Origin of the sequence: Mycoplasma sp. ATU-Cv-508, from assembly GCF_004011945.1 — a bacterium.
Lineage (GTDB): Bacteria > Bacillota_I > Bacilli_A > Mycoplasmatales > Metamycoplasmataceae > RYZV01.
Map to the genome: position 1 here is coordinate 210,068 of NZ_RYZU01000001.1, position 20,467 is coordinate 230,534.

Consider the following 20,467-nt stretch of genomic DNA (forward strand, 5'->3'; position numbering starts at 1 on the left):
AATTATAAAACAAATAGCGTGTAGTTCTCCATTTTTTTTCCTATCCTAACCGTCTTCTCCGGTGACGGATAACCAGCGTAATCACCGTCGCTACCGCGGCAAAGAGTCCCAGAATGGAAACCGCTAAAATCGTGGTCAGTAGTTGACCTGAAATAGTTGATTCAGGCACTAAGAAATCGATTTTAATGCTCACGGTTTTGAAAACCACGAACGCTAATGTTGTTGAGTCCTTGGCGGGCTCCTAGGGTGATGTGCAAGTACTGACCGTTATGCAGTTTTTGCGGCAGAGCGTAGCCAAAACGATCTAGGTCTGGTGGTCATTGGCTAGTGCTTACGTAAAACTTCCACTGCAGTTTATCGCGGTGAACGATCGCTTGACCGCGAACATCAACTAGCATTTCGCTAGGATCAGACGAAATAAGCGGCGAGTTAATTTGGACATCGGCTTGATTTTCGCGTGAATCACTTAGCCGCAAAGCAACAGTTGGTTTGGCGGATTATAAGGATTAAAGCGGTCAAAAACTGCGACCTCTAAATCACTTAAATCAATTGTTTGCTCAAGCCCTGAAACCTTTACTCAACCGGTTAAAAAGTCTTTGGTCAGTCCTGTGTCAGGCAAGTTAGAAGCGAGTCTAACAGCGACGTAATCATCGTTTGATAAATCAGTCGGCGGTACTGAGGTTCACTCAACATCTTCTCACGATGGCTCATTTTGTCCTTTTCGGTAAACAGCGTATTCCCAGTGGTAACCCTTGATTGCTTCCGGAGTTACCGCTACCGATCCAGTTCCGTTTGATCCAATGAAAGTTAGTGTCGGAGGTTGCTGGTCGGTTGGCGGAGCAATAACTAGGTCTTTAATTGTCAGTTGTCTAGCAACTTCTTTGGACAAACTGAACTCGGGGTCTTTTGAATAAAGTTCAATCCGAATTTGGTCGTTGTTAGCTAATTTAGTTGGCGGGTTAGCCGAAGAAACTGGGGTGCCGTAGTTACCAGTGTCAGGGTCGTATCTTCTCAGAATGTAACGAATGCCGACTTTTTCGTAATAAGGCGCTCCGCTCGAATCCACGAGTTTACCTTGGGCGTCTTTAATAGTTTCGCGGTTTAAAATACTTGAAGCTGTCAGCGTGGCTCAGCCGTTTAAGATTTTATCAGCTGGGATTAGGTTGCCTTCCGAATCGTGAGACGGGTGGCTGCCCATCCTAATTACGCTTACTTCGGTTAAATCAACTTGGTTCACGTTGAGGTAGTTTTTTAAGCCTTGAACTTCAAAGTTAATTCACTCATCTTTCCAAAGTGCTAAGCGACTATCTCCCACGGGACTAACGTGAATACCTTGCTCGGGCTTGTTGTCACTTGGGTTAAGTTGGTAAAGATCGCGTGGCAAAGCACGAACCGAAATCCTATCGCCGTTTTTCAGTTGGGTGAAGTAGTCTAGGGCGTGTCAATTAATTCCGTCGGTACTTGCTTGGAAAGTTAAACCTTGGGCGTCTAAGGTATTATCAGTTTCAATCACTAAGTTTGAGCGGTCATTAAAACCTTGGATTTGGATTTTAATGTTCACTTTTTGAGGATCAATGAAGAGATTGCGCACTTGGTTTCAACCAAGTAGGTGTTCGGGCTGATTTTCTTCCTGGTCGGTTTCACCCCATGAATAAACTTTGGCAAAAACAACGTCATCCGGTGAAACAGCGCCTAGACGAATCCGCACTCACATACCGTTGTTAAGCTGGTCGGGAACTTGCTTTGCCACGGTAGTTGCTCGATTTGACGAGCCGATAACTGACGCGGATCAGTGTTAACAATTTGGAACTGTCACTCAACTCCGCCGCGCGGATCAAAACTCGGTCCGATTTGCGGCTTAGGTAGTGAACCGGATTCGCTGCGATCGTACTCTAACCAGTTATCACCTTTTTGATGTTCGGTTAAGTTAGCGATTGTTCCCTGACCCACATAACCTTTAAAACTAAATTCGGGTCGCGGCACTCCGTCTGAATTAATCCGGTCTTGCAAAGTAGCTACCACAAAAGTGACTGGTTGGTTGAGTTTTTGGTAATCGGGGTGGAAAACATAACCAGAACTGCGCGGAACCATTTGGACCGTGATTTCGTCGCCGTTTGAAACATCCAACGGAATCGTTAACTGGTTTTCTAAGGTAGGTTTCCCGCTTTGGTATTTAATCTGGAAGTTTCAGCGTCATTGCTTGTTCTCCGTACTTGGTCCAGACATAGTAATCACGGCGTTGCCATTTAGTCTCTCCTCCGGTTTATTTGAGTAGACTAAGTGCTCTTTAGACGCGTAAGTGTCAGGGTAAACGTAAAGTCCGCGAACTGGAATTGGCGTTTGGTTTTGGCCGCTTTCAGAACCGGCTAACAATCCGCCGCGGTTGTAAACATCTTGACTCTTTTCCTTAGGAAAGAGCTCGTTAGGAAAGTTTAACTGCTCGTCTTGGTAACGGAAACCGTAGCCAGCCGCGCTCTTAACTCAAACAGCAAGGCTGAACCAACCGATAGATTTTTGGTCGCCGAAGGTAGTTTTCAGACGCCTTCAATTTCTCTAAAACCAGGCTGTCAACCAACTGTCAAAGTTGGATAAAGCGTGTTTTGCCCTTGCTCGGTTAAGTAAACCACTTCTTTTTGCCCGTTTTTATCAAGCGTCGTGTAGCCGTAAATAGGACGCTGGTAGTTGGTTAAGTAAGCGTTAACTGGTTGACCAGTTGGCGCAAGAGGTTCTAACACCATCATGTAAGCATCAAACAAACTGTTAAGACCATGCTCGCCCGGAATTAGACTCACTTGACCTTTGCCATCACTACCTTCAAACTTCAGCGTTGGCATGCCCGGCACCTCTTCAATGCTTTGACCTTCTAAGTCAATTAGGTGAGTTGGATCGTAAAACGCGTAATTATCTGGTAAATCGATCGGTTGGACTAGACCGCTAACAGGGGCAAATTTAATCTCAGCCGACCAGCGCACGGGACTATTTTCTTTCTGTCCAGGTCGCTCGGGATCGTCGGATTGAGGGTCAATAATCACGTAGCCATTCCGAGCTCTGAGACGAGCGTAAACGATTTGTCCGTTGGAAAGCGAAATCGGATAGCGACCAAAATTAAACACCTGAGCTTCGGGTGCTTGGTCGTAGCTATGTCACCCTTCTTTGGTCAAAGTAGTTTGACTGTCAACATCAAAGCTGGTTCAACTGATATCTTGACCGTCGGCATTCACAACGCGGTATTCCAGCACGTAATAAGGTTTGCTAGTTAGATCAGTTAGGACCGATCCATCAGCTCTTAGTAGTTCAATTGACAAATTACCTTGGTTATAGTTGCCGTCTGGATCTTTGGTTTTAAAACGACCTTCGCCGTTAAAACCAACGTAAACAGCGTCGCCAAACTTAATGCCGGTTGTGTCAACTGTCAGAGCCACGTAAAATTCACGTTCTCACGTCTGGTCTCCCAGCTGACCTTCTAATCCGCTCGCACTACCGTCGGGTAGTTCATAACCTTGGTCTGGACTGATTCGAATTCTGAGTCCGGCAAAATTAGTTGACTTAACTAACTGCTCTGGATCATCTTGGCTTCACGGAGTTCACTCACTAGTTTGGGTCGCGCGAGAACTAAATTCAAAGTGGGCGTGACGCGGTGCTAGAGCGTTAAGACGAGTGCGGTTAAGGAAGTCATTAGCGTCAAAACGGTTTTGGTCTAGAAGGTAGTAAGAGCGTCCTTGCTCATTAATATCGTTATCGTCGTAAACAATTTTTTCAATTCGGACGTAACGTTCGGTTTGACCGGCCTGGTAAACAATTCTAAAGAGCGGATCATTTGCAAACTCTTGCCAAGTTTGCTTGTTTGGTAAGCGCTGGTCGGGCGTGTCAACGATGATCGGTTGAATTAATTGCTGAATTTCTAGGGAGCGATTAAGTCTGTTTTCTTCAATGCTAACGCCCTCCTCAGTGGTAAACTCATATTCATCGCGACTCGCGTTTTTAATGATGTAGCGAATTGCCACGTAGGCATCGCGGTCTTTGTCAAGTGCCTTAATATCTTTACCTTCAATTAACGGCATAATCTCTTCCAAGGTGTCAAACCAAACTAATTGACCGGACGCATTTTTCTTAACTAATGCAAACTGAACTTGCCCGTGAATTTGCCCATCGTCCGAAGTAGGCACTTCTGGCGGCTGGTTCAATCACTTAGGATCGTAAGTTTTACCTTCTAAGCTGACTAAGTCAAAATTCTCCAACCAAGCCTGATCAAGAACGATCGCTACTTTCAGTTGACTGGCGCTCAGCTTGGTAATTTGTTGCCCTTCTAAAACATCACTACCAAGTTTAAAGTCGCTGCTTAAAGGAGCAAACCGGATTCAAACGCCTAGGTGCTCGGGAATCTTGTTTGGAAACTCGTCTTCTCAGTTAGCGTCAGAACTAGGTGCGTCAGGGTCGTTAAGATCCGCGTCAGTCGTAAACTGGAGTTTTACGCCGCGTTCAGTTAGGAGATTTTGATCCAGTTTTGGGTCGTTAAGTTTGAAGTTGATTCTCAAGTTATTACCGCTGACTAAAACTGATTGATCGCTTAAAACTGTGATGTCTTCGGTGTAAACAACGTTAATCAGCGTTGCGGCTTGCGAAGGTATCACTAACGAGTCATCGCTCACTTCGTTATCATCTTTTTTGTCTTCCAAGATGGCTCAACCGATTCGCAAGGTGTTTCTCCGGAAGTTAAGTTTTTTAGTGTCAAGCGCGGCTTTAAATTCGGCTAAAGTTTCAAAAGTGAAAGTGGTGCCAGCCGGATAGTCCTTATTAGGACGAGTTGCCTCAACTTGGTATTTAATAGTTAGCCCCATCTCCTTAATTCACTGAGCACGCTGGTCTAAATCAACGATCGGAACGTATTCACCGGTCTGTTCATCCATTTTTTCGTATTTAATTGAAGCTTCGGAGCCGTTTAGGTAAGGGGTTTGCTCGGCTCTAAATTCGCTTTGCGTGTCACCACTAATTACCATGCTTTCTAAAACGCTAGAATCAACTTGGATGGTGTAACGCATATTTTCCGTGCTAATTTTAATCATCGCCACTTTTGAACCGTCTATTTCGTACTGGGAAGCCAGGTAGTACTGCTCAGGGAAAACTGGTACAAAACGAATTCAAAGCGATTTGTGAATTGGATCCAGTCCTTGTGATTCGATCACGCTGCGGTTGCTCAAACTATCTTGTCAATGGCTACTATCAAGTAGTTCACTCGGGTTTTCAACTACGGACCACTGCACTTTCATGTTGTACTTAGGAATCGCTTGCCCGCCCTTGAGAGTGCCAGTTTCGCGTCAGTGCATGTTAGCGCTATTAATTGATCCGTTAAGTTCGTATTCGTTATTACCGTTAATCAGCTCTGCGATTGGTTTTTCGTCGCTTTGGATCGTTCAAATGTTGACAAAAGTTTTAAACTCGCTCGTGTCAATCTGAACTTGCTGATCTTGACTGTCGGGCAAGACTGCGTCCTTAGGATCAAGCAGTCTTCAACGGGCTCAAACATTTTCGTGACTAAAGTCTTCGGGCAACGTTAAATTAGCGTCTTTGGGTAAATTGCGACGCTCAGCCATTTTTTCAAGCAGCGCCTCTTTGTTGTACCAACTACCAAAGTAAAGGTAAACAATTTCCACGTACTCGTATTTGGCTACATTGTTATCAACTTGCGATTCATCCAAACCTTTTTCAATGTCGCCGTCTAGATCGCTCACTAAGTAGGAGTGACCTAAAATTTTCAGTTGAGTCAATTCATCTTTATCTACGTCAATCATTAGTTTGAACCGGCGGGCCTGGTTAGCGTCGGTTTCTTGAGTTTTTAAAGTTTGGTGAGAATGCGACTGATCTTCGTAACCAATGTAAAGACGAGTGTTTTCGTAGTCAGTCGACGCTCCTTCGCGGTTAATTGGCACGACTTTCGCTCAAAGTTGACGGGCTACTTGGGTACTTCAACTGGCTTTGCTAAAGTCAGGTAAATCGTCTTGATAATTAAGCTCGTCAAGGCTGTAAACTAGTTTAAGACCGTGACGAGTGAGTTCTTCAGAACTGACTGGGTAAGTTGGCGACTCGGCGGTTTGTCCATCAATTAGTAGTTGGTAGTTGTGGGTGTGACCTTCCACGACGATAGCGCCTAAAGCGCGGCGGAATCTTTCTCCGTCAAACCACTTCCGGAAACTTAAACTTAGGTCTAAGCCAGGCACAACTTTTAAGTTGATCGCTTTTTCGTCGCTAACCATGTAGCGTGAGTTTGTTGCGCCTCATTTAATGTAAATGCGGTTAATGTTTAGATCTAAGTACTTTGGCGTGGCCCGACCCACTTGACTTAACTGGCGAACTTCTTGGTTAGGGTTAGCGCGGTAAACCACCTTGGAGCCAGATAAAATGAGTTGGCCGTTCAGGTAAGCGCTAAAATCACTTTTGTTAAGCCAAAGCGCTTGGTCGCTTAACTGGTTGACATTTGAAATAGGTTGGCCGTTTTTCAGATCAATAGCGTACAGAATTTCAACGTAACCTTCAAAAGTAGTTTGGTTAAGACTATCAAGCAAGTCGATTAACGGCGTGCCGCCTTCTTGCATTCCGTTATTGTCTTCGTGAATTAAAACGTCGTGCGTGTGACCGGTAAAGTCAATTTGGCTTAAAAGTGTGTGGTCGGTGTTAATCACAACTGGCAACTGAGATGTGTCAATGATGTAAGCGTTTTGAGCGTCTTGCTGGTGGTGATCCTGCGGTTTAACTTTGGTAGCCTCAAAGTACTGACTAATTATTCAAGTCGGTTCAACACCGCTAATTTGTTTGCCAAGGTCATTCGCAATTGGCACAATTCGCAGTGCCAAGAAAGATTTGCCGCCTTCAAGCGGAGTAAGAGTTACTCAAAATCCGTGAGCGATGTCGCGGTTAATGCCTTCTTTTTCCCCAGCACTAATTTCTTGGTCGCGAACGATGGTTCAACTTGCGCCTTCTTTTAAAGTAGCTCCGTCCTCGGAATCGGTGCTAAATTGGAGTTGGAAACCGAGCGGCTGTAAAACACCATTAGTCAGTTGGTCAGGAATTGAAACCGCGATTCCTAACCTAGCTGATGTACGACCTTGGAGTCCGATGCTAGTGTTAGCGTCGGTTCCGTAAGCTAACATCTTAGTTCACTGGCTAATGTCGCGGTAAGTGTAAAGATTATCAATCTCAGGTTCTCCGCGGCTGACTTTGTCTTGCTCAGGTGAAAGAGAGTATTTTTCGCTCGTTGGCACAAAGCGAACAGACACGTAAGTTCTCACAAACTGTTTAAACGAAGCAACTTGAGAGTTAGCCGCCTGGTTGAAAGTTAAAAACTCCTGTTTGTTCATGCTGGCCTTGAGCTTGGAAACGCTAATTTTAGTGTCGCTGTCTAAGCCCATAAACGTTAGGCGACTTTTCATAGTTGAAAACTCTTGCCAGTCTAAAAAGTTAGTCAAACTGTAGTGGAAAGTTAAGTGCTCTCTGGTGAGTGACTCTAGTTGCTCGTTAATAGTTGGATCGTTGGTCAGTCCTTCAAAACTGCTCAGTTTTGAACTTAGACCGTCGATGTTTACCCGCGTGGGCACTAACTGAATGCGCGAAGTCTCGTTGATTGAGTGCGGCTTAGAATCAGATACAAACGGCATCTCGCCATCTTCGTAAGGCTGATCAGCCACAAACCGGACTCAAACATAACGCTTGCCATGGTCAGCAATTTCGCTTGGCGGTTGGTCAGACCAATCTTGATCAGCAGGGCTAGGTGATTCTAAAGTTGAAAACTGAATTTTAGCGTGGAGTAAGTGGGTCTGGTCGCCGGTGTTAAGAATTAGTTCCGGTATTTCTCAACCAAGTTGTTGGTTATCAACGTAACCACCCCAGTCAACGCCGTTATAAACTTTCCGATCGTACTGACCACTTTGCGGTGATCACCAACCGCTTTGCTCGTCTTGAGTCACTACCTTAATTTTGCTAATCTCAGCAATTAAAGGACTAACGTCTATGAAACGCTGAACTTTTTCAACGTTAGGTTGAACGTCAACGCTCGCGCTCTCTGAACTGATTGCATAACCTGTTAGTGCTCGGTAACCAACCCGGATTTTTGCCGTCCTCAACTACCATCAAACCTCAAAGTTTGGAGATATTTTAAAAACTCGTCAAAACGCGCGTAACTTGTCCCTGCTCAACGTCAAGCAGTTGGTAAACAACTTCTAAACCGGTGTAAGTCGCGTTTTCGTTGTTCATCTGTCCCCACAAGTCGCTTTTTAAGGCACTTGGGTCGATGCTATCAATTTCTAAGTCGCGGGTGTTGCCTTTTAGCAGCACCTTAGTGGCTAACTGACTGCGGTCAGCTTCAATGAACTTAAGCACGCGCGTATTCGCTAAAGCGCTCTGGTGGTCCCATATCACAAATGAGTCTTGTCGCTCTGGTTGGTCGTCGGTACCAATCACTAACTTGCCAGGGTTAGATTCAGTTGGAATAATTCGAAAAGCTAACTCGTAAAGGAAGTTAATTTTGTCAGGTAAAGCGTTAGTTTTAACTTGAACAGCATCAAAGTTGGGCTGACCTTCGCTAATGATTGGAGTAGTTTGAACTCGCGCATTTTTGAGCGAGAGTTCGTTCTCTAAATCAATTTTGACTATTTTAGCAAACTCCTCGCTTCTTAAGTGGGCAGTGTCGCCCTCAATTTTAAGTTTGGCAAACTTCTTGTAGTAATCGCTAACATCAACCCATTTCATTAAGTTACTAATGTCGGGCTGAGTCTCAGCCTCGTCAGTTGGGATGTATTTCTCGGATGAGCGTGATCTTCAAGCTACGCGAGCTGAGGTAAGTTCAATTTTGTTTCAAAACGGACGCGACTCGCTAACCGGTAACAATTGGTAACTGCTGTTAGCAATTGATCAACCTTTTACAGGACGGTTACCGTTTAACACCTGGGATCCGCTTACTACCAGTTGACCTTTAGCTCAAGCGATGAAATCTTCGCGCTCTAACCAGTGGGAAAGGTTTTTATCATCAATGTGGTAAGCTACCCGAATATCACCGCTGTAATCTGGCGAATTAGGGTTTAAAGTTGCTAAAACTTGACTCGCGGTTTGGCCGCTTAATAGTTCTTCAATTTGTAAATTACGAGTGTGGTTAGCTAAAACAATGGTTTTTAAGTTGCTCTGTGCACCGCTATCGTTAGTTACGACTAGTGTCACCAACTCAACTGGCAACTCTAACACATAAGGCGCCAGGTCAGGTCGGTTATTCCAGTAGTCTGACAAGTGAACCATGGTGGCGTCAAGTCAATTCTCGTAGAGCGAAGGATCAGACGGGGTTGGTACACTTTGGTTTTGGTCGTCTTTGAAAGGTACAAAGCGGAAAGATATTTTTGGTTGTGAACCATCGCTTGGTTGGTTAACGCTAATCAGTTGACCAGTTCCAGCCGCAATGTTAGGAATTCCCCGGTCTTTGTTGGAAGGGATTCCAGTCGGACTTAGGTTGACGCTTTGCCAACTAGAGCCTTGAATAGAAATCTGAAGTTTAATGCCGACTTTATCTAAGTTAGAAGTCATTAAAGGCTCAGGTACTACGAGAGCTACGCCATCTTTTTGACCCACAACGCCGTAAAGTTTAATGCCCGATTCGGCGGTGGTCCCAAGCGACTTAATTTGACCAGAAATGTCTCTGTAAGCGAAAAAGTTTTCAATGTTAGGAGCCCGAATTGAATTGTTTACATCTTGGCGGCGAATTACGTAAAGATCGTCGTTGGTCGTTTTAGGACTAATTTGCACGCGCACGTTAACGCGGCTAAATTGATCGTAGTTCTGTTCCATTCAACGGACAAAAGCCGATTCGTAACAGGCGGATTTAATTTGTCATCTTCGTCTTGGACAAAGTACTCTAGAGCGGTGAAATTAGGTAATTCCACGCCCGAGCGTCAATCACGGCGTCAAACGTATTTTGGGTGAAAACGACTTGCGTTAGATCAACGTTATCAACGTTAATCCGAGCGAGCACTTTTTGAAGGTTAGAGCTGGCTGTTAAGTCCCAACTTTTACCCTGGTTAGATAAAACGTAACGATCATTAGGGTAATCTTCTGGCGTCACTTTGGCATAAAGGTAACGATCTTGGTGATTGAAAGCAACTTGTTTTGGTAACTGGTTTAAAAACTGCCAATCGTCTGCGTTGTCAAAACTAGGCGATGAAGCAGTTGAAAACTCTACTTTTAACCCCGCTTTCTTTAGTTGATCAACTAGAAAACCAATGTCTTGTCAAAGCACTTGGTCTGAGTCAGATTTATAACGTTCAACCACCGCCTTAACATTTTTTTCAAGACTTTCTCGGTAGTCTTGGACTCAAATGTATTTTTTTAGCGTGCTCATCGCTTCTAAGTTAAGCGTGACAGGACTTAGGCGTTCGGACAACTGGTAGGAAGAAGGACTAGTTGTTAAATCAACGCCGATACCAAAAAACTGGGTCGCCCACTTATTTGCGTCCCGGTACCATAAGTTGGCTCCTCCGCGGGCACTAACGCCGTTACTTTGCCAAAAGTCTTTTAACTGTTCAAAAGTCATTCAAGCAAGCGGTTTAGCGCTTAAATTCATGTGGTTTTGCTGTTGGTCGCTAATTACGCTACCTGCATTAAGCGTTAACTTAAAGGCAAGGTCTTTTTTGGCCAAGACAGGAAGCTGAGTTCCGTCCGCGTAAGCGATGTTTTCTAACTTGCCAAAGATGTGAGAATGACCCGTTAAATAGGCTTTGTCAAGCGCTAGCAGACTCACGTCAAAAAACCTTTTTCAATTTTTGCTAGGAGCACTAGCTTGATAAAGATCGTGTTTTTGGTGACTGCTCTTAGTTCAGAAATGCTCGGGGTCTTTAACTTTGGCAATTGAATAAAGGTTGACAGCGAACTCTCAACGGCGCTGATCTCAAATGTTAGCCGGGGTTGATCCGTCAAAAAGTTTAAGTAGTTCAGCTTGGGTTAATTGCGTTTTACCGCGCACGGTCTCTTTCTGAGCATCACTTAGCCCCAGGGCGTTCATTTGCGCTTCGCTAATTGGAGTCGGTTGGTTATCAAAACGATAGCCCCAAATTATCTGGTCTAAAACTGCCGCCGAATCTTCGGATCAACCGCTTCATTTGTGGGTGTTGCCCGTCGGAGCAAAACGCGCCTCAAGCACCGAAGCATCGATGTAACGAACTACGTTAGCCATGTCAATCTCTGTGCCACGACTTTCGCTTGGACGGTAATTGACTAAATCAGTGCTTAGTCAAGTGAAGATGAAAACATTTTCTGGACCCAGCATCTTGTTTCAATCAGGAGTGGCTTCTTGAGCAGTTAAATCGCCGTAAACAAAACTATCTGGGTCGGCCGCGGTCGCTTTTCAACGTTTGACCGCTTGGCCATCTTGATCAACCACTTGACCGCTTGAATTAGCTTTTAACTGACCGTTAATCCACTTAACAAAATCTTGCATTTCCAGCGCCAGTCTGTCACCTGCAATCGCGACATGTAAAGTCGCCTTGACGTAAGCAGTGTAATCGCTGCCCTGGTTAAGGTCTTGGAGTCAAGTTTGCCAATCGCTGTGATTTCCAACTACGTTAGCTTGGAAGTTGTCATTAGTTCGACCCGCAATCTCCACTTGACCTGACGTTGGTCTAATGGTCACTACGACCGTTGGTAAATTATCCAGGGTAATCACGTAGACCTCTGGTTTTTGGAAGTTTGAATCAAAGAAATCCGAGTTATGCACTTTGGTCGCCTCTACGATTGCTTGGTAATCGTTTGGACTGTTTATCTCGGGAGTTTGACCATTTTCATCCGCGTAAGGTACAAAGCGAAAGGCGAGCGAAGCGGTTTGACCACCAATTTGTTTGACGGTGAAAATAGCTCCTAGTCCGGCCGGAATTGCTGGGATACCTAGGTCTTGGTTAGGATCAATTGCTTGATCAAGTTGTGGGAAGATGTCAATCCAATTTTGCTGGTTATCCACACTCACTTGCAAAGTCGTTTTTCAAAGCGATAATTGATCTTGTTTAAGCGTAGTAGGCAGTCTAATTGCGATTCCGTTATCCACTCCGAGCGAACCAAAAACATCCACTTTGTTAGAACCGCTGCTGTTTTTAAGCGCATCTAACAAACTGGTTATGTTTCGGTAAGAATAAAACTGGTCGGTGTTAACGTTTTGAACTTGGTCGGTTCCTTTGAAAACAACTTGGACACCTTCTTTAGCCGCTACTTTGGCCCGGAATACCCGGTGTAACGAGTAATTAGGACCTTTTGAAAGTTCGTCTGTAAAGGCACTCAGTAGTTCGTCGTAAGTCATCCATTTGTTGCCAAAAATACCTTCACCTTGGAAAAGAATGCTAACGTAAGGCTGAAGATCATCGCTAAGAACGTTGTAGTCAATGGAAGGTTTGCGAATATCTCCTTTGAAAATAATGGCGCTTAGATCTACTTCTGAAACATCCAAGAAAGTTTTGACAAGACGGATTTTGGATGACTCGGTTAAGTCAATTACCTTGGGCCAAGAAATGATGTAATTGCCAGTCTTTTCTCCTCAAACAACTTGAGCCCATAAAAAGCGAGCGCTTGGATCGCGGTCAAGTTTTGTCGGCAGTTTGTAGTTGTAATTTCAACCTTGCGCGTCAAAACCGTAACTAGGTCCAACTTTGGCGTCAGAAAAGTCTAGTCTTACTCCGCGGGCACGGAAATCGTCAAAAAGCGGGTTAATAAAGTCTGCTTCGCGGTGCCAGCGGACTTGCTCGTTGGTACTTGCTTCCGACGTATCGGCTTCAATTTGTTTAAGTTTGTCCACTAAGTCGTTAACTTGAACATATTTAGTGAATGCTTCTATAGTTTCGGTTGGTATGGGTGTTTGAGAAGTGATGCTAATTTTGTAGTCGGTTTTTGAGTAAGAGTCAAAAAAGGACGCAAGTACTTTCCCGCCGTCGAGTCCCTCTATTACCCCGGCTTGGTCTATGTAAAAATATCATCTTAGTCCACCTGTTCCTCCGTAAACTTGATCAAATCCCCACTTACGATCTTGAGAAACTCAAAGATTAGCTTGCATCTCGCCATCTTTCAAACTAAAATGTTCACTCAAACCCTTGTTAGTTAATCTGTTGAGAAGCTCGGGTGTGTTTTTAATGTTCATCGCTTTCATTTGGGCTTCAGTGAGAAAAGATTTTCCGTCTTGTCGCGGCAAACTAAGACCCAATCTGAGCTGGTAAGACAGTCCGGCAATTGAATTTGGTTTTCAATCTGACTCTACCTTGATATCGGCGGTGTGGCCAGTTAAACGGAATTTTTCGGAGATTTTTTCGGGTTTCAAAAAGATAATGCGCGGTCTTGAGTTGATCGTGTCAAATTCCAAAGTTTGGGAAACAGCTGAACCGATGAATTTTTCTTCCATCCAAAATCTGTTTTCGTCGCTTAGTCTAACGTGTAAATAAAGCTTGTTGAAAACTCAGTCGAGTTCTTCTTCGTTGAATAAGTTGGCTGAGTCTTGGCCGTTAAGCATTCCGAAAGCTTCTTGAAATTGCTTTAAAGTTATTAGACCTGAACTAGAGAAAAGGTCGCTGTCAGCTGAACTAAGTTTTAGACGTGCTGCCTGCTCGGCACTAATCGGTGAGCCGTCAATTTTAAAAGAGTAAAAATATTGGATTCAGCCCGCCTTGAAAGCTTGCCCAATCATGTCACTGCGCTTCTGATTGGGCCAGTTGTTAACTAATGCTTCGGCAGAATACCCACTTATCTCTGGGCGGTTAAAATCGTCGGATAGTTCCACGTAGCGGACAATTTGTGCCACTACTTGGTCGGTATTAATGTCTAAAACTTGTGAATCAGCACCTAAGAAATAGCCTTCGTCAAAATTGGCCCACTTGACTTGGATATTTCAAGTTAAATAGTTCCAGCTTGGAATTGGAAACATTCGCAGGGAGGCTGAAACTTGGTCAGCGCGAAGAGGCGTTATTTTTTCCAGTCAATGAATCTATTCCGCTAACGCGGTTTCCGCTGGGATCGACCACAAAACCTTCGCTGTCGACTTGAAGTTGTCCGTTAAGCCACAGCACGAAGTTATCCAGCGCAATAAAGTAATTAGGGCTCGCGTCTTCAAGGTACGAAATCAAAAATACAGGTTTAACTTTTTCGGATAAATTTTGATCTAAACCAGAGTTTAGACTTTGCAAAGCTTCTTGCCAAGTTTGACCGCCAATCGAAAATTGAACCGCAAAGTTATCGTTAGTGCGTCCTGAAAAACTAATTTGCCACTGACTTGGATCGTTTGGAATGTTGATTGACTGTTTTTGGTTGCTTAAATCAACCTCAACAACAGTTGGACCAGTAAAATTATTTCTAACATAATCAGAGGGTTGCACCTTTAACTTTTTATTTTCAATTATTGATTGATAAGAACTTCAGTCCGAGATGGAAACCGTTCGTCCGACGTCATCCTTAAACGGTACAAGGCGTAAATAGAGCGACTGGTTTTGAGAAAGAGTAATTAACTGCCCCTGACCAGCTGGTATTTCGGGAATGTCATAAATTGGATTAGCCGTTATTTTTTCTAAGTCCAGAGACACATTTACTCATGTCTCGCCATTTTTGCTAAGTTGTAACTTATAACCTGCCTTGTCTAGTTCCGAAGTTTTCAAAGATTGCGGTACTTGGAGGGCAGCGCCATCATTGACATCAATTACGCCGTGAACTTGCACATCAGAAAGCGCATTGACAAATCTGTCTATGTTATGGTAAGCGAAAAACTCTGATGTATCAGGGTGGACGAGACCAGGAAGAGAAACAAAAGATGGGCCTCCTGAAGAAGGTTTGTATTCAGCGCTGTTACTTCTAGCAAACGGAATTTCATACACACCATAACGAGGGAAGACTCCGGGTTCCTTGCCAGATTGTGTTAAAAATGCTCGTTTTAGAAATTCCAAGTTTCCATGGGCACGGGCACGTATTTCGTATGGTTTACTATATTCAATAACTCAAAAAGTTTGCCATACATCCTCTAAATGTTTAATTTCATCGGGAAAAGTCATGCCAGAAGTATCAACTCTGAAGTTAGCTGTGTTACCAATAAACTTAATTTTTTGGAGGTTTAGTCCTCCCTCACCCAAATTGATTAGCGATTTCACTTCCTTAGTTTGGGCAAATCAATCTGGTCATCAGTTAACATTACTTCAGTGCCAAGTTGAGAGGTATAATCATGCGATCTTTGAGTAAATCGCATTGAGTCGGATCAATTCGCACCCTTACTGATTCTGAATTTTAAGAAACGGTTTTTGTAATAAAGGGCTGTCTCGGCTGGCAAATCGCTGGTCCAAGTCGACCCAGTCGAGATTTCCAACTTTAAACTGTGGTTTTCAATTTTTTCAACTAAATTCTTAAACTTCTCAAGGTCTCACTTTAACTCTGAGTGTCAAGATGTTTCAACGTCCAAAAGACCTTGGAATGAGTCCTTGACCATTTGAAAGACCACGTCTGATGGAATAACCTTTTTTACATAAGTTGTCTCAAGGTCCATCGTAACTTGGTTTAACTGCGAAAGAATCGTAAATTCATCATGAGTATCTAACTTAATTTCAAGCGATGGCACTACTCAACGGCTTTCCGCTGGGTATCACAAATTTCCGCCAAACGTAACATATGAACCGACTGACAATTCCAAGGGTCGAAAAAGTTTCATAAGACTGATCTCTTGGCTGTCAAAAATCCTAATTCAATTTAAAGAAAAAGGCACATTTTTCTGAAAGTTAAATTCTTTCATTTGCGTGCTGGTTGGTTCTTGACCCTTGTTAAAGGAGACCATAACTATTAGATGTGGGTCTCCTTTGCTATAAGCTCCCAAACCCGTTTTACTTTGTCCGTATTGTAAAAAATTTGAATAATTAGAAATTGCCAATTTACTCAAATCAAAAATATCGGTAAAATGTACCTCTTTCACTCGGAATTCAACTTGGTGGGAGTGATAAATTGTTGCGGTTTAAAGTCGCTTTCATTGCTCCAAAAGCGGTCGTTATTAATCACAGGTCAAGCGTAGAGCGATTGCATAAACGACCATTTGTTCTCCTTTGAATTTCAAAAATTGGCCCTGCTTTGACCATTGAAAATACCCATTAACTCGGTTTGGGTTAAACCTAAACCTTGACTTTTTCTTTGCTTAATGAGCTCAAAATCAGCAATACTCAAACCAGCATCATTGACAAGAGTTGGTTCTCCACCATCTTTGCCTGCTCACGGAGCGTAGTACCACTTAAAGACGGGAACGTTTTCTCTGATGCCATCTGGTAATTCGCCAGTGTCTTCTTCCCAACCCGACTTAATGTGGTGGGTGTCACCCACTAGTTTGAGACGGGGTTGCAAGTTGTCAATCGGATAGTAAATCTTCACCCCGTCAATTCACTCGTTATCACGGTCAATTCACGAAGTGGAGTCTACCGTCAAATACGAAACGTTGCTAACCAAACGAGCGACCATGTCAGCTAACAAAGGAGTTCCTATGTGCTTAGAACTAACTTTTATGCCTTCGGAAGCGGGCAAATAAGTTAGTTTGTCTTGGGCGGTCTCTTCCCAACCTGTAACCACTTTACCAGTTGACTTATAAGTTAGTCGTCCAAGACTATCAGCAACCAGTTCGCCTCGGTAGTAAGCGACAAAGTCTTCAATTCGGAAGTAAATCGGGTTTTCGCTCACTAAGTTTAGGTCAGAGTTTTTTGGATAAGCACCAGTTGAGATTACTAGCGATACTCCGTCTTTGTCTCCATCAGCAACCAAATCTCGACCACCATTAGCTTGTTTAAGCGCCTGTTTTCAATCTACTCCGTCAAAAGTAGCGCTCACAAAACTAAAACCACTGCTACCAGCATCATGAGTGCGGCCGGTAAATTTCACCTTTAAATCGCCACTAGGAATTTCAACTTTCTGCTGCAGTTGTTGCAAAACGTTTTTTAGGGTATAAACCCGTGGTCGATTAAACGTACTGCTACCATTTGGATCTTGAGCCGTGTGAAGACTGACTCGCGAAACTTGGTAATAGAGATTGTAGTCTTGATAAGTTGCTAGTTCAAGATCTCACCAAACATTTCGTATTGGAATAATCCGGAAGTTAATTTCATCTTTGTCTGCAATTGGGTTAAAAGTTACATTTGCAAAGTGAGTTTTTCCCTCTCTCTTAGGAGTTATTCGTTGCCATGATCGACCAGCAACTTGGTACTGCAGTCCAACTCCAAATCTTCCAAATCTAGTTTCAAAATCAACGTCTGTCAGAAATTCCAGTCTAACTCCTCCCCCAACATTAACTTGTCCCGAAACTTTAACATTTAGTTCATACGGCGTGTCTGGTTTGATGGTTTGGGGCTCTTCCTTTGTCAATCACCACTCAGACGCTCGATTATCCGAATAGCGATAGTATTTGGATGTGTCAAGTGAAACTTCGTACCAACCGATTTTTTCAGAGAATGAATAGGAATCTATTTTGGGAGCAAATTCTTTAAAAACAAACCCTGGCATTGGGTCTAAAAAAACTCTGAACTCAATGATTGCTATGTCATCAAATACGGAAACTGCTCTTGAAACTAAATGACTTCTTAATTCTGAGCTGGAGTATGTGGCTCAAATTTTCCGTCTTTTTGGCGCACTACATACACCAAGCGTGTTTTACCGCCGCCTTCAACTGGAACTAACTCATTGGGAAGAGAGCCATAAGTTGGTAAAACTGCAAAGTGATGAGGCAGACTGTGGTAACTAGTTAGACCTCCACTTCCTTCAAGATTGACTTTTACGACACCGGGATCCTTTTCTGAGGCATTAAAACTAAGAAAATGAGGCAGGGATTTTAAACCGATAACTTCGGCGGCATACAAGGCGTTGTTTCTTATGGAAGCTTTTTTTTCCGTCCACGGTGAAATCTTCATCGTCGGCTTCCACATCTCTTGCGGTAGTTCCAACATTAAGGAGGGTCAATTTAATCCGTACTCAAAAAATGCGTGTGTTTGGATCATCAGCAATACGAACAGATTCTAAATCTCTCTTAAGAACTAATTCCGAGGTAGCAGAGTACTTTAATTCACCACCATCAAAACCAAAAATAACTTGTGGTGATCAAACGCCATCGTCAAAGATTTGCTTGATTTCCTGAATGATTGCGTGTATTTCCGATATGTTTCACCTTGTTCTGTTGGGAGTACTAGGATCAAATTCAACCCGCATAATTCGGGCAAGTTTTTTGAATAACTCGTTGGCTTTGGGAGCGAATTGAACTTGATCCAACTCAAGTCCAATGTTTTTTAGTTTTAGCGCATAATCAATTGACCGACCAACTAAAGTGTAACGAGTGCTGCTTAAAGAAATCTTGATCTTCAAGTTTTCAAAAACTCAGCGCTTTTCACTATCTGACCAAAGATTAGGAGCGTTGGACGAGCCGTCAAAAATCTCCTGAAGTAATTGGATATTTCAATGACTTCGAGCAAGGTTTTGGAGTTTTGACGTCGCAGAACTATGATCGCTCAAAAGACTTGATAACGGTCTTTTCCCGCCGTCAAATAAAAATTTAAGTCGGGCCACTCTCCCAATTGCCCAGTCATCGAGCGGATTATCGACTCCGCTAATGTGTCTGCTGTTACCACGGAAACGGAAGTTAGCCAGTTGCTCGTGGATTAGTTTTTGATCAAGCGCTTTTTTAATTCGCTGACTTTGCCGCAACCAATTATCAATCCTAATTTTTAGCGCTTCATCGCCCGGCTCTTGTTGGTCAAGTTGAACTAAAGCAAACTCAATTGAGTCGTAATGAGCCCGGTTGTTAAGCGTATCAAAAAGGTTGCCGGCTTGGGAAGATCCGTCAAAGACCCACTTTAACTCCTGCAGTGTTAACCACTTTTTGCTAACTAAAAGATCTGCGCGAGCGCCCGCGGCACCAAAAGTCAACCGACGCGAACCAGACAAGGAAACTAAGTATTTAAGACCAAACTTTTCAGCCTCAATTCCCAACTCTTGACCTTGGTGATTGAGCAGCGACTTCAAATGGTTAGTTGAATTGTGCTCAAAATCGTAAGAGCTTCTTGGCGTTCAATTGCGCGCTAAACCATGCCAGTATTGATGAGGACTAACATGTTTTTTCCAGTCCACTTCAGTTACTTTGGAAGATCCGTTAACAACCGGCGAGCCAAAGCGAGTTTCAATTTTAATCCGCTGATTAATTAGTTGAGTCAATCTATCAAAATTAGTGTTGATTCACGCCAGAAAGTCTTGGGTTGAAAGTCAATCCGCTTGATCTTTTAAGCGGTGGTAAAAACCGACTTGGGAAAGCCTTTCAACCGACCAACTTGGGTTGTAAGTTTGGATAAGTTTCCACAATGAAGTGCCGTTATTGGCTTTAAATTTAAACGCAAAATTCTCGCCGACAAAACCTTGCGTTTCAATTTTTAAAAGATTAAGTAACTCCTCGGGAAAAGCGAGCGGTTGTTCAAGCAAAACGCATTCTTCTAGGTGGTAAGTGAGCGACTGACCGCGGAAAGTTAAACTGACCTCTAGGCTTTGACTAGTCAAGTCGTAGTTAGTAGCGGCAATTTTTACCTCGGCGGGCAAACTGGTTCCAACTGACTTAAGCCAGGCAGTCAAATCAAAGTTAGGCGCTGAGTAGTCTTGGTAAGAAAGTTGTCTGTTGATTAATCCTTTGATTGATTCAAGTCATTTCTCAATCGCTTGAACGTGACTCTTTGCGTAAGTTAGCGTAAATTGACGTGGCTTAGATCACTCGTCTTGACGCCCAATCCGGTAAGTAACTTGTTCTTCGGTTTGACTCAGTCAACTTTGGCTGAGAATTTCTAAAGTCAGACCTACCGGCAAATCAATCTTCTCGCTAATCAGACCAATCCCAGTCTCGCTACTTGGGTCAAACTCAAGCGGACTTTCCATTTCAAAGTCGCTCACCTTGAAATGGTTTAGGTAAAACCAGTCCACTGAGCGATAAACTAATTCGCTAGCACTTTCGCTTGCAAGGTAATACTGGTCTTGATCTGCGTGAGCTAAATCGCTGGGGCGGATGTCGTAAATCTTCTCAAGATTAAGTTGGTGATCTAGATCAGTCAAATGACCGCCAATCTGATTATCACTGCTAGTCTTAGCAAAAACCCAAGGGCTGCTAAAGTCTTCGTGCCAAATTAAGACTGACTGCTCGGAACCTATTGGCCAATTACTTTCAATTGTCCGCAAACTTAGTCTTTCGGGCAAATGGTTTGAGTTGGGGCTGGCCTTTTGCTCTTGATCAAGAGATTGAGACGCGCTCGGCACAGTCAAACCAACTGTTATTCCAACTAGCGAAACGACTGAAGATGTGAGCAAAAATGGTAGGCGTAACTTAGTGAATAATCGCCTAAATTTATTGGTTCTTTTTACTAAAATACTCCCAATTTTCATACGAGGTAATTATACTATTTTTTAAATTTTTTTAATCAAAAAACTAAAAGTATTT

The 20,467-nt window shown here is 43.4% G+C and carries 12 protein-coding genes; all 12 read right to left on the reverse strand.

Annotated features, from left to right (window positions below; translation table 4 throughout):
* Window positions 1-40 precede the first annotated feature (40 nt).
* Window positions 41-193: a hypothetical protein gene (locus CSH31_RS04345; RefSeq protein WP_161565643.1), complete on the reverse strand. Its 153-nt coding sequence runs from the start codon at window positions 191-193 to the stop codon at window positions 41-43.
* Entirely contained in the window at window positions 183-476 is a 294-nt protein-coding gene (locus CSH31_RS01250; RefSeq protein WP_128008552.1) for a hypothetical protein, read from the reverse strand. Before CSH31_RS01250 ends, CSH31_RS04345 begins: the two co-directional genes overlap by 11 nt.
* Complete coding sequence (locus CSH31_RS01255) at window positions 467-1,750, reverse strand: hypothetical protein (protein ID WP_128008553.1); 1,284 nt, start codon at window positions 1,748-1,750, stop codon at window positions 467-469. The genes CSH31_RS01250 and CSH31_RS01255 overlap by 10 nt, the downstream gene beginning before the upstream one ends.
* On the reverse strand, window positions 1,693-2,373 hold the full coding sequence (locus CSH31_RS01260) for a hypothetical protein (protein ID WP_128008554.1): 681 nt from the start codon (window positions 2,371-2,373) through the stop codon (window positions 1,693-1,695). Before CSH31_RS01260 ends, CSH31_RS01255 begins: the two co-directional genes overlap by 58 nt.
* Window positions 2,374-2,432: 59 nt before the next feature.
* Window positions 2,433-8,114, reverse strand: coding sequence for a hypothetical protein (locus CSH31_RS01265; protein ID WP_128008555.1), 5,682 nt, complete (start codon window positions 8,112-8,114; stop codon window positions 2,433-2,435).
* Window positions 8,115-8,145: 31 nt separating this feature from the next.
* Entirely contained in the window at window positions 8,146-9,822 is a 1,677-nt protein-coding gene (locus tag CSH31_RS01270; protein ID WP_148668994.1) for a hypothetical protein, read from the reverse strand.
* 67 nt (window positions 9,823-9,889) lie between these two features.
* The gene (locus CSH31_RS01275) at window positions 9,890-13,924 is read right to left on the reverse strand and encodes a hypothetical protein (protein WP_128008557.1); all 4,035 of its coding nucleotides are present in this window, start codon (window positions 13,922-13,924) and stop codon (window positions 9,890-9,892) included.
* A complete protein-coding gene (locus tag CSH31_RS01280) occupies window positions 13,815-15,134 on the reverse strand; it encodes a hypothetical protein (protein WP_128008558.1) in 1,320 nt (439 codons plus the stop codon). Before CSH31_RS01280 ends, CSH31_RS01275 begins: the two co-directional genes overlap by 110 nt.
* Window positions 15,122-15,808, reverse strand: a complete 687-nt coding sequence (locus CSH31_RS01285) for a hypothetical protein (RefSeq protein ID WP_128008559.1) — start codon at window positions 15,806-15,808, stop codon at window positions 15,122-15,124. Before CSH31_RS01285 ends, CSH31_RS01280 begins: the two co-directional genes overlap by 13 nt.
* Window positions 15,809-15,813: 5 nt before the next feature.
* Window positions 15,814-17,508: a hypothetical protein gene (locus CSH31_RS01290; protein WP_128008560.1), complete on the reverse strand. Its 1,695-nt coding sequence runs from the start codon at window positions 17,506-17,508 to the stop codon at window positions 15,814-15,816.
* Between the two features lie 77 nt (window positions 17,509-17,585).
* A complete protein-coding gene (locus tag CSH31_RS01295) occupies window positions 17,586-17,861 on the reverse strand; it encodes a hypothetical protein (RefSeq protein WP_128008561.1) in 276 nt (91 codons plus the stop codon).
* On the reverse strand, window positions 17,812-20,412 hold the full coding sequence (locus CSH31_RS01300; RefSeq protein WP_128008562.1) for a hypothetical protein: 2,601 nt from the start codon (window positions 20,410-20,412) through the stop codon (window positions 17,812-17,814). Before CSH31_RS01300 ends, CSH31_RS01295 begins: the two co-directional genes overlap by 50 nt.
* Between the last annotated feature and the right edge of the window lie 55 nt (window positions 20,413-20,467).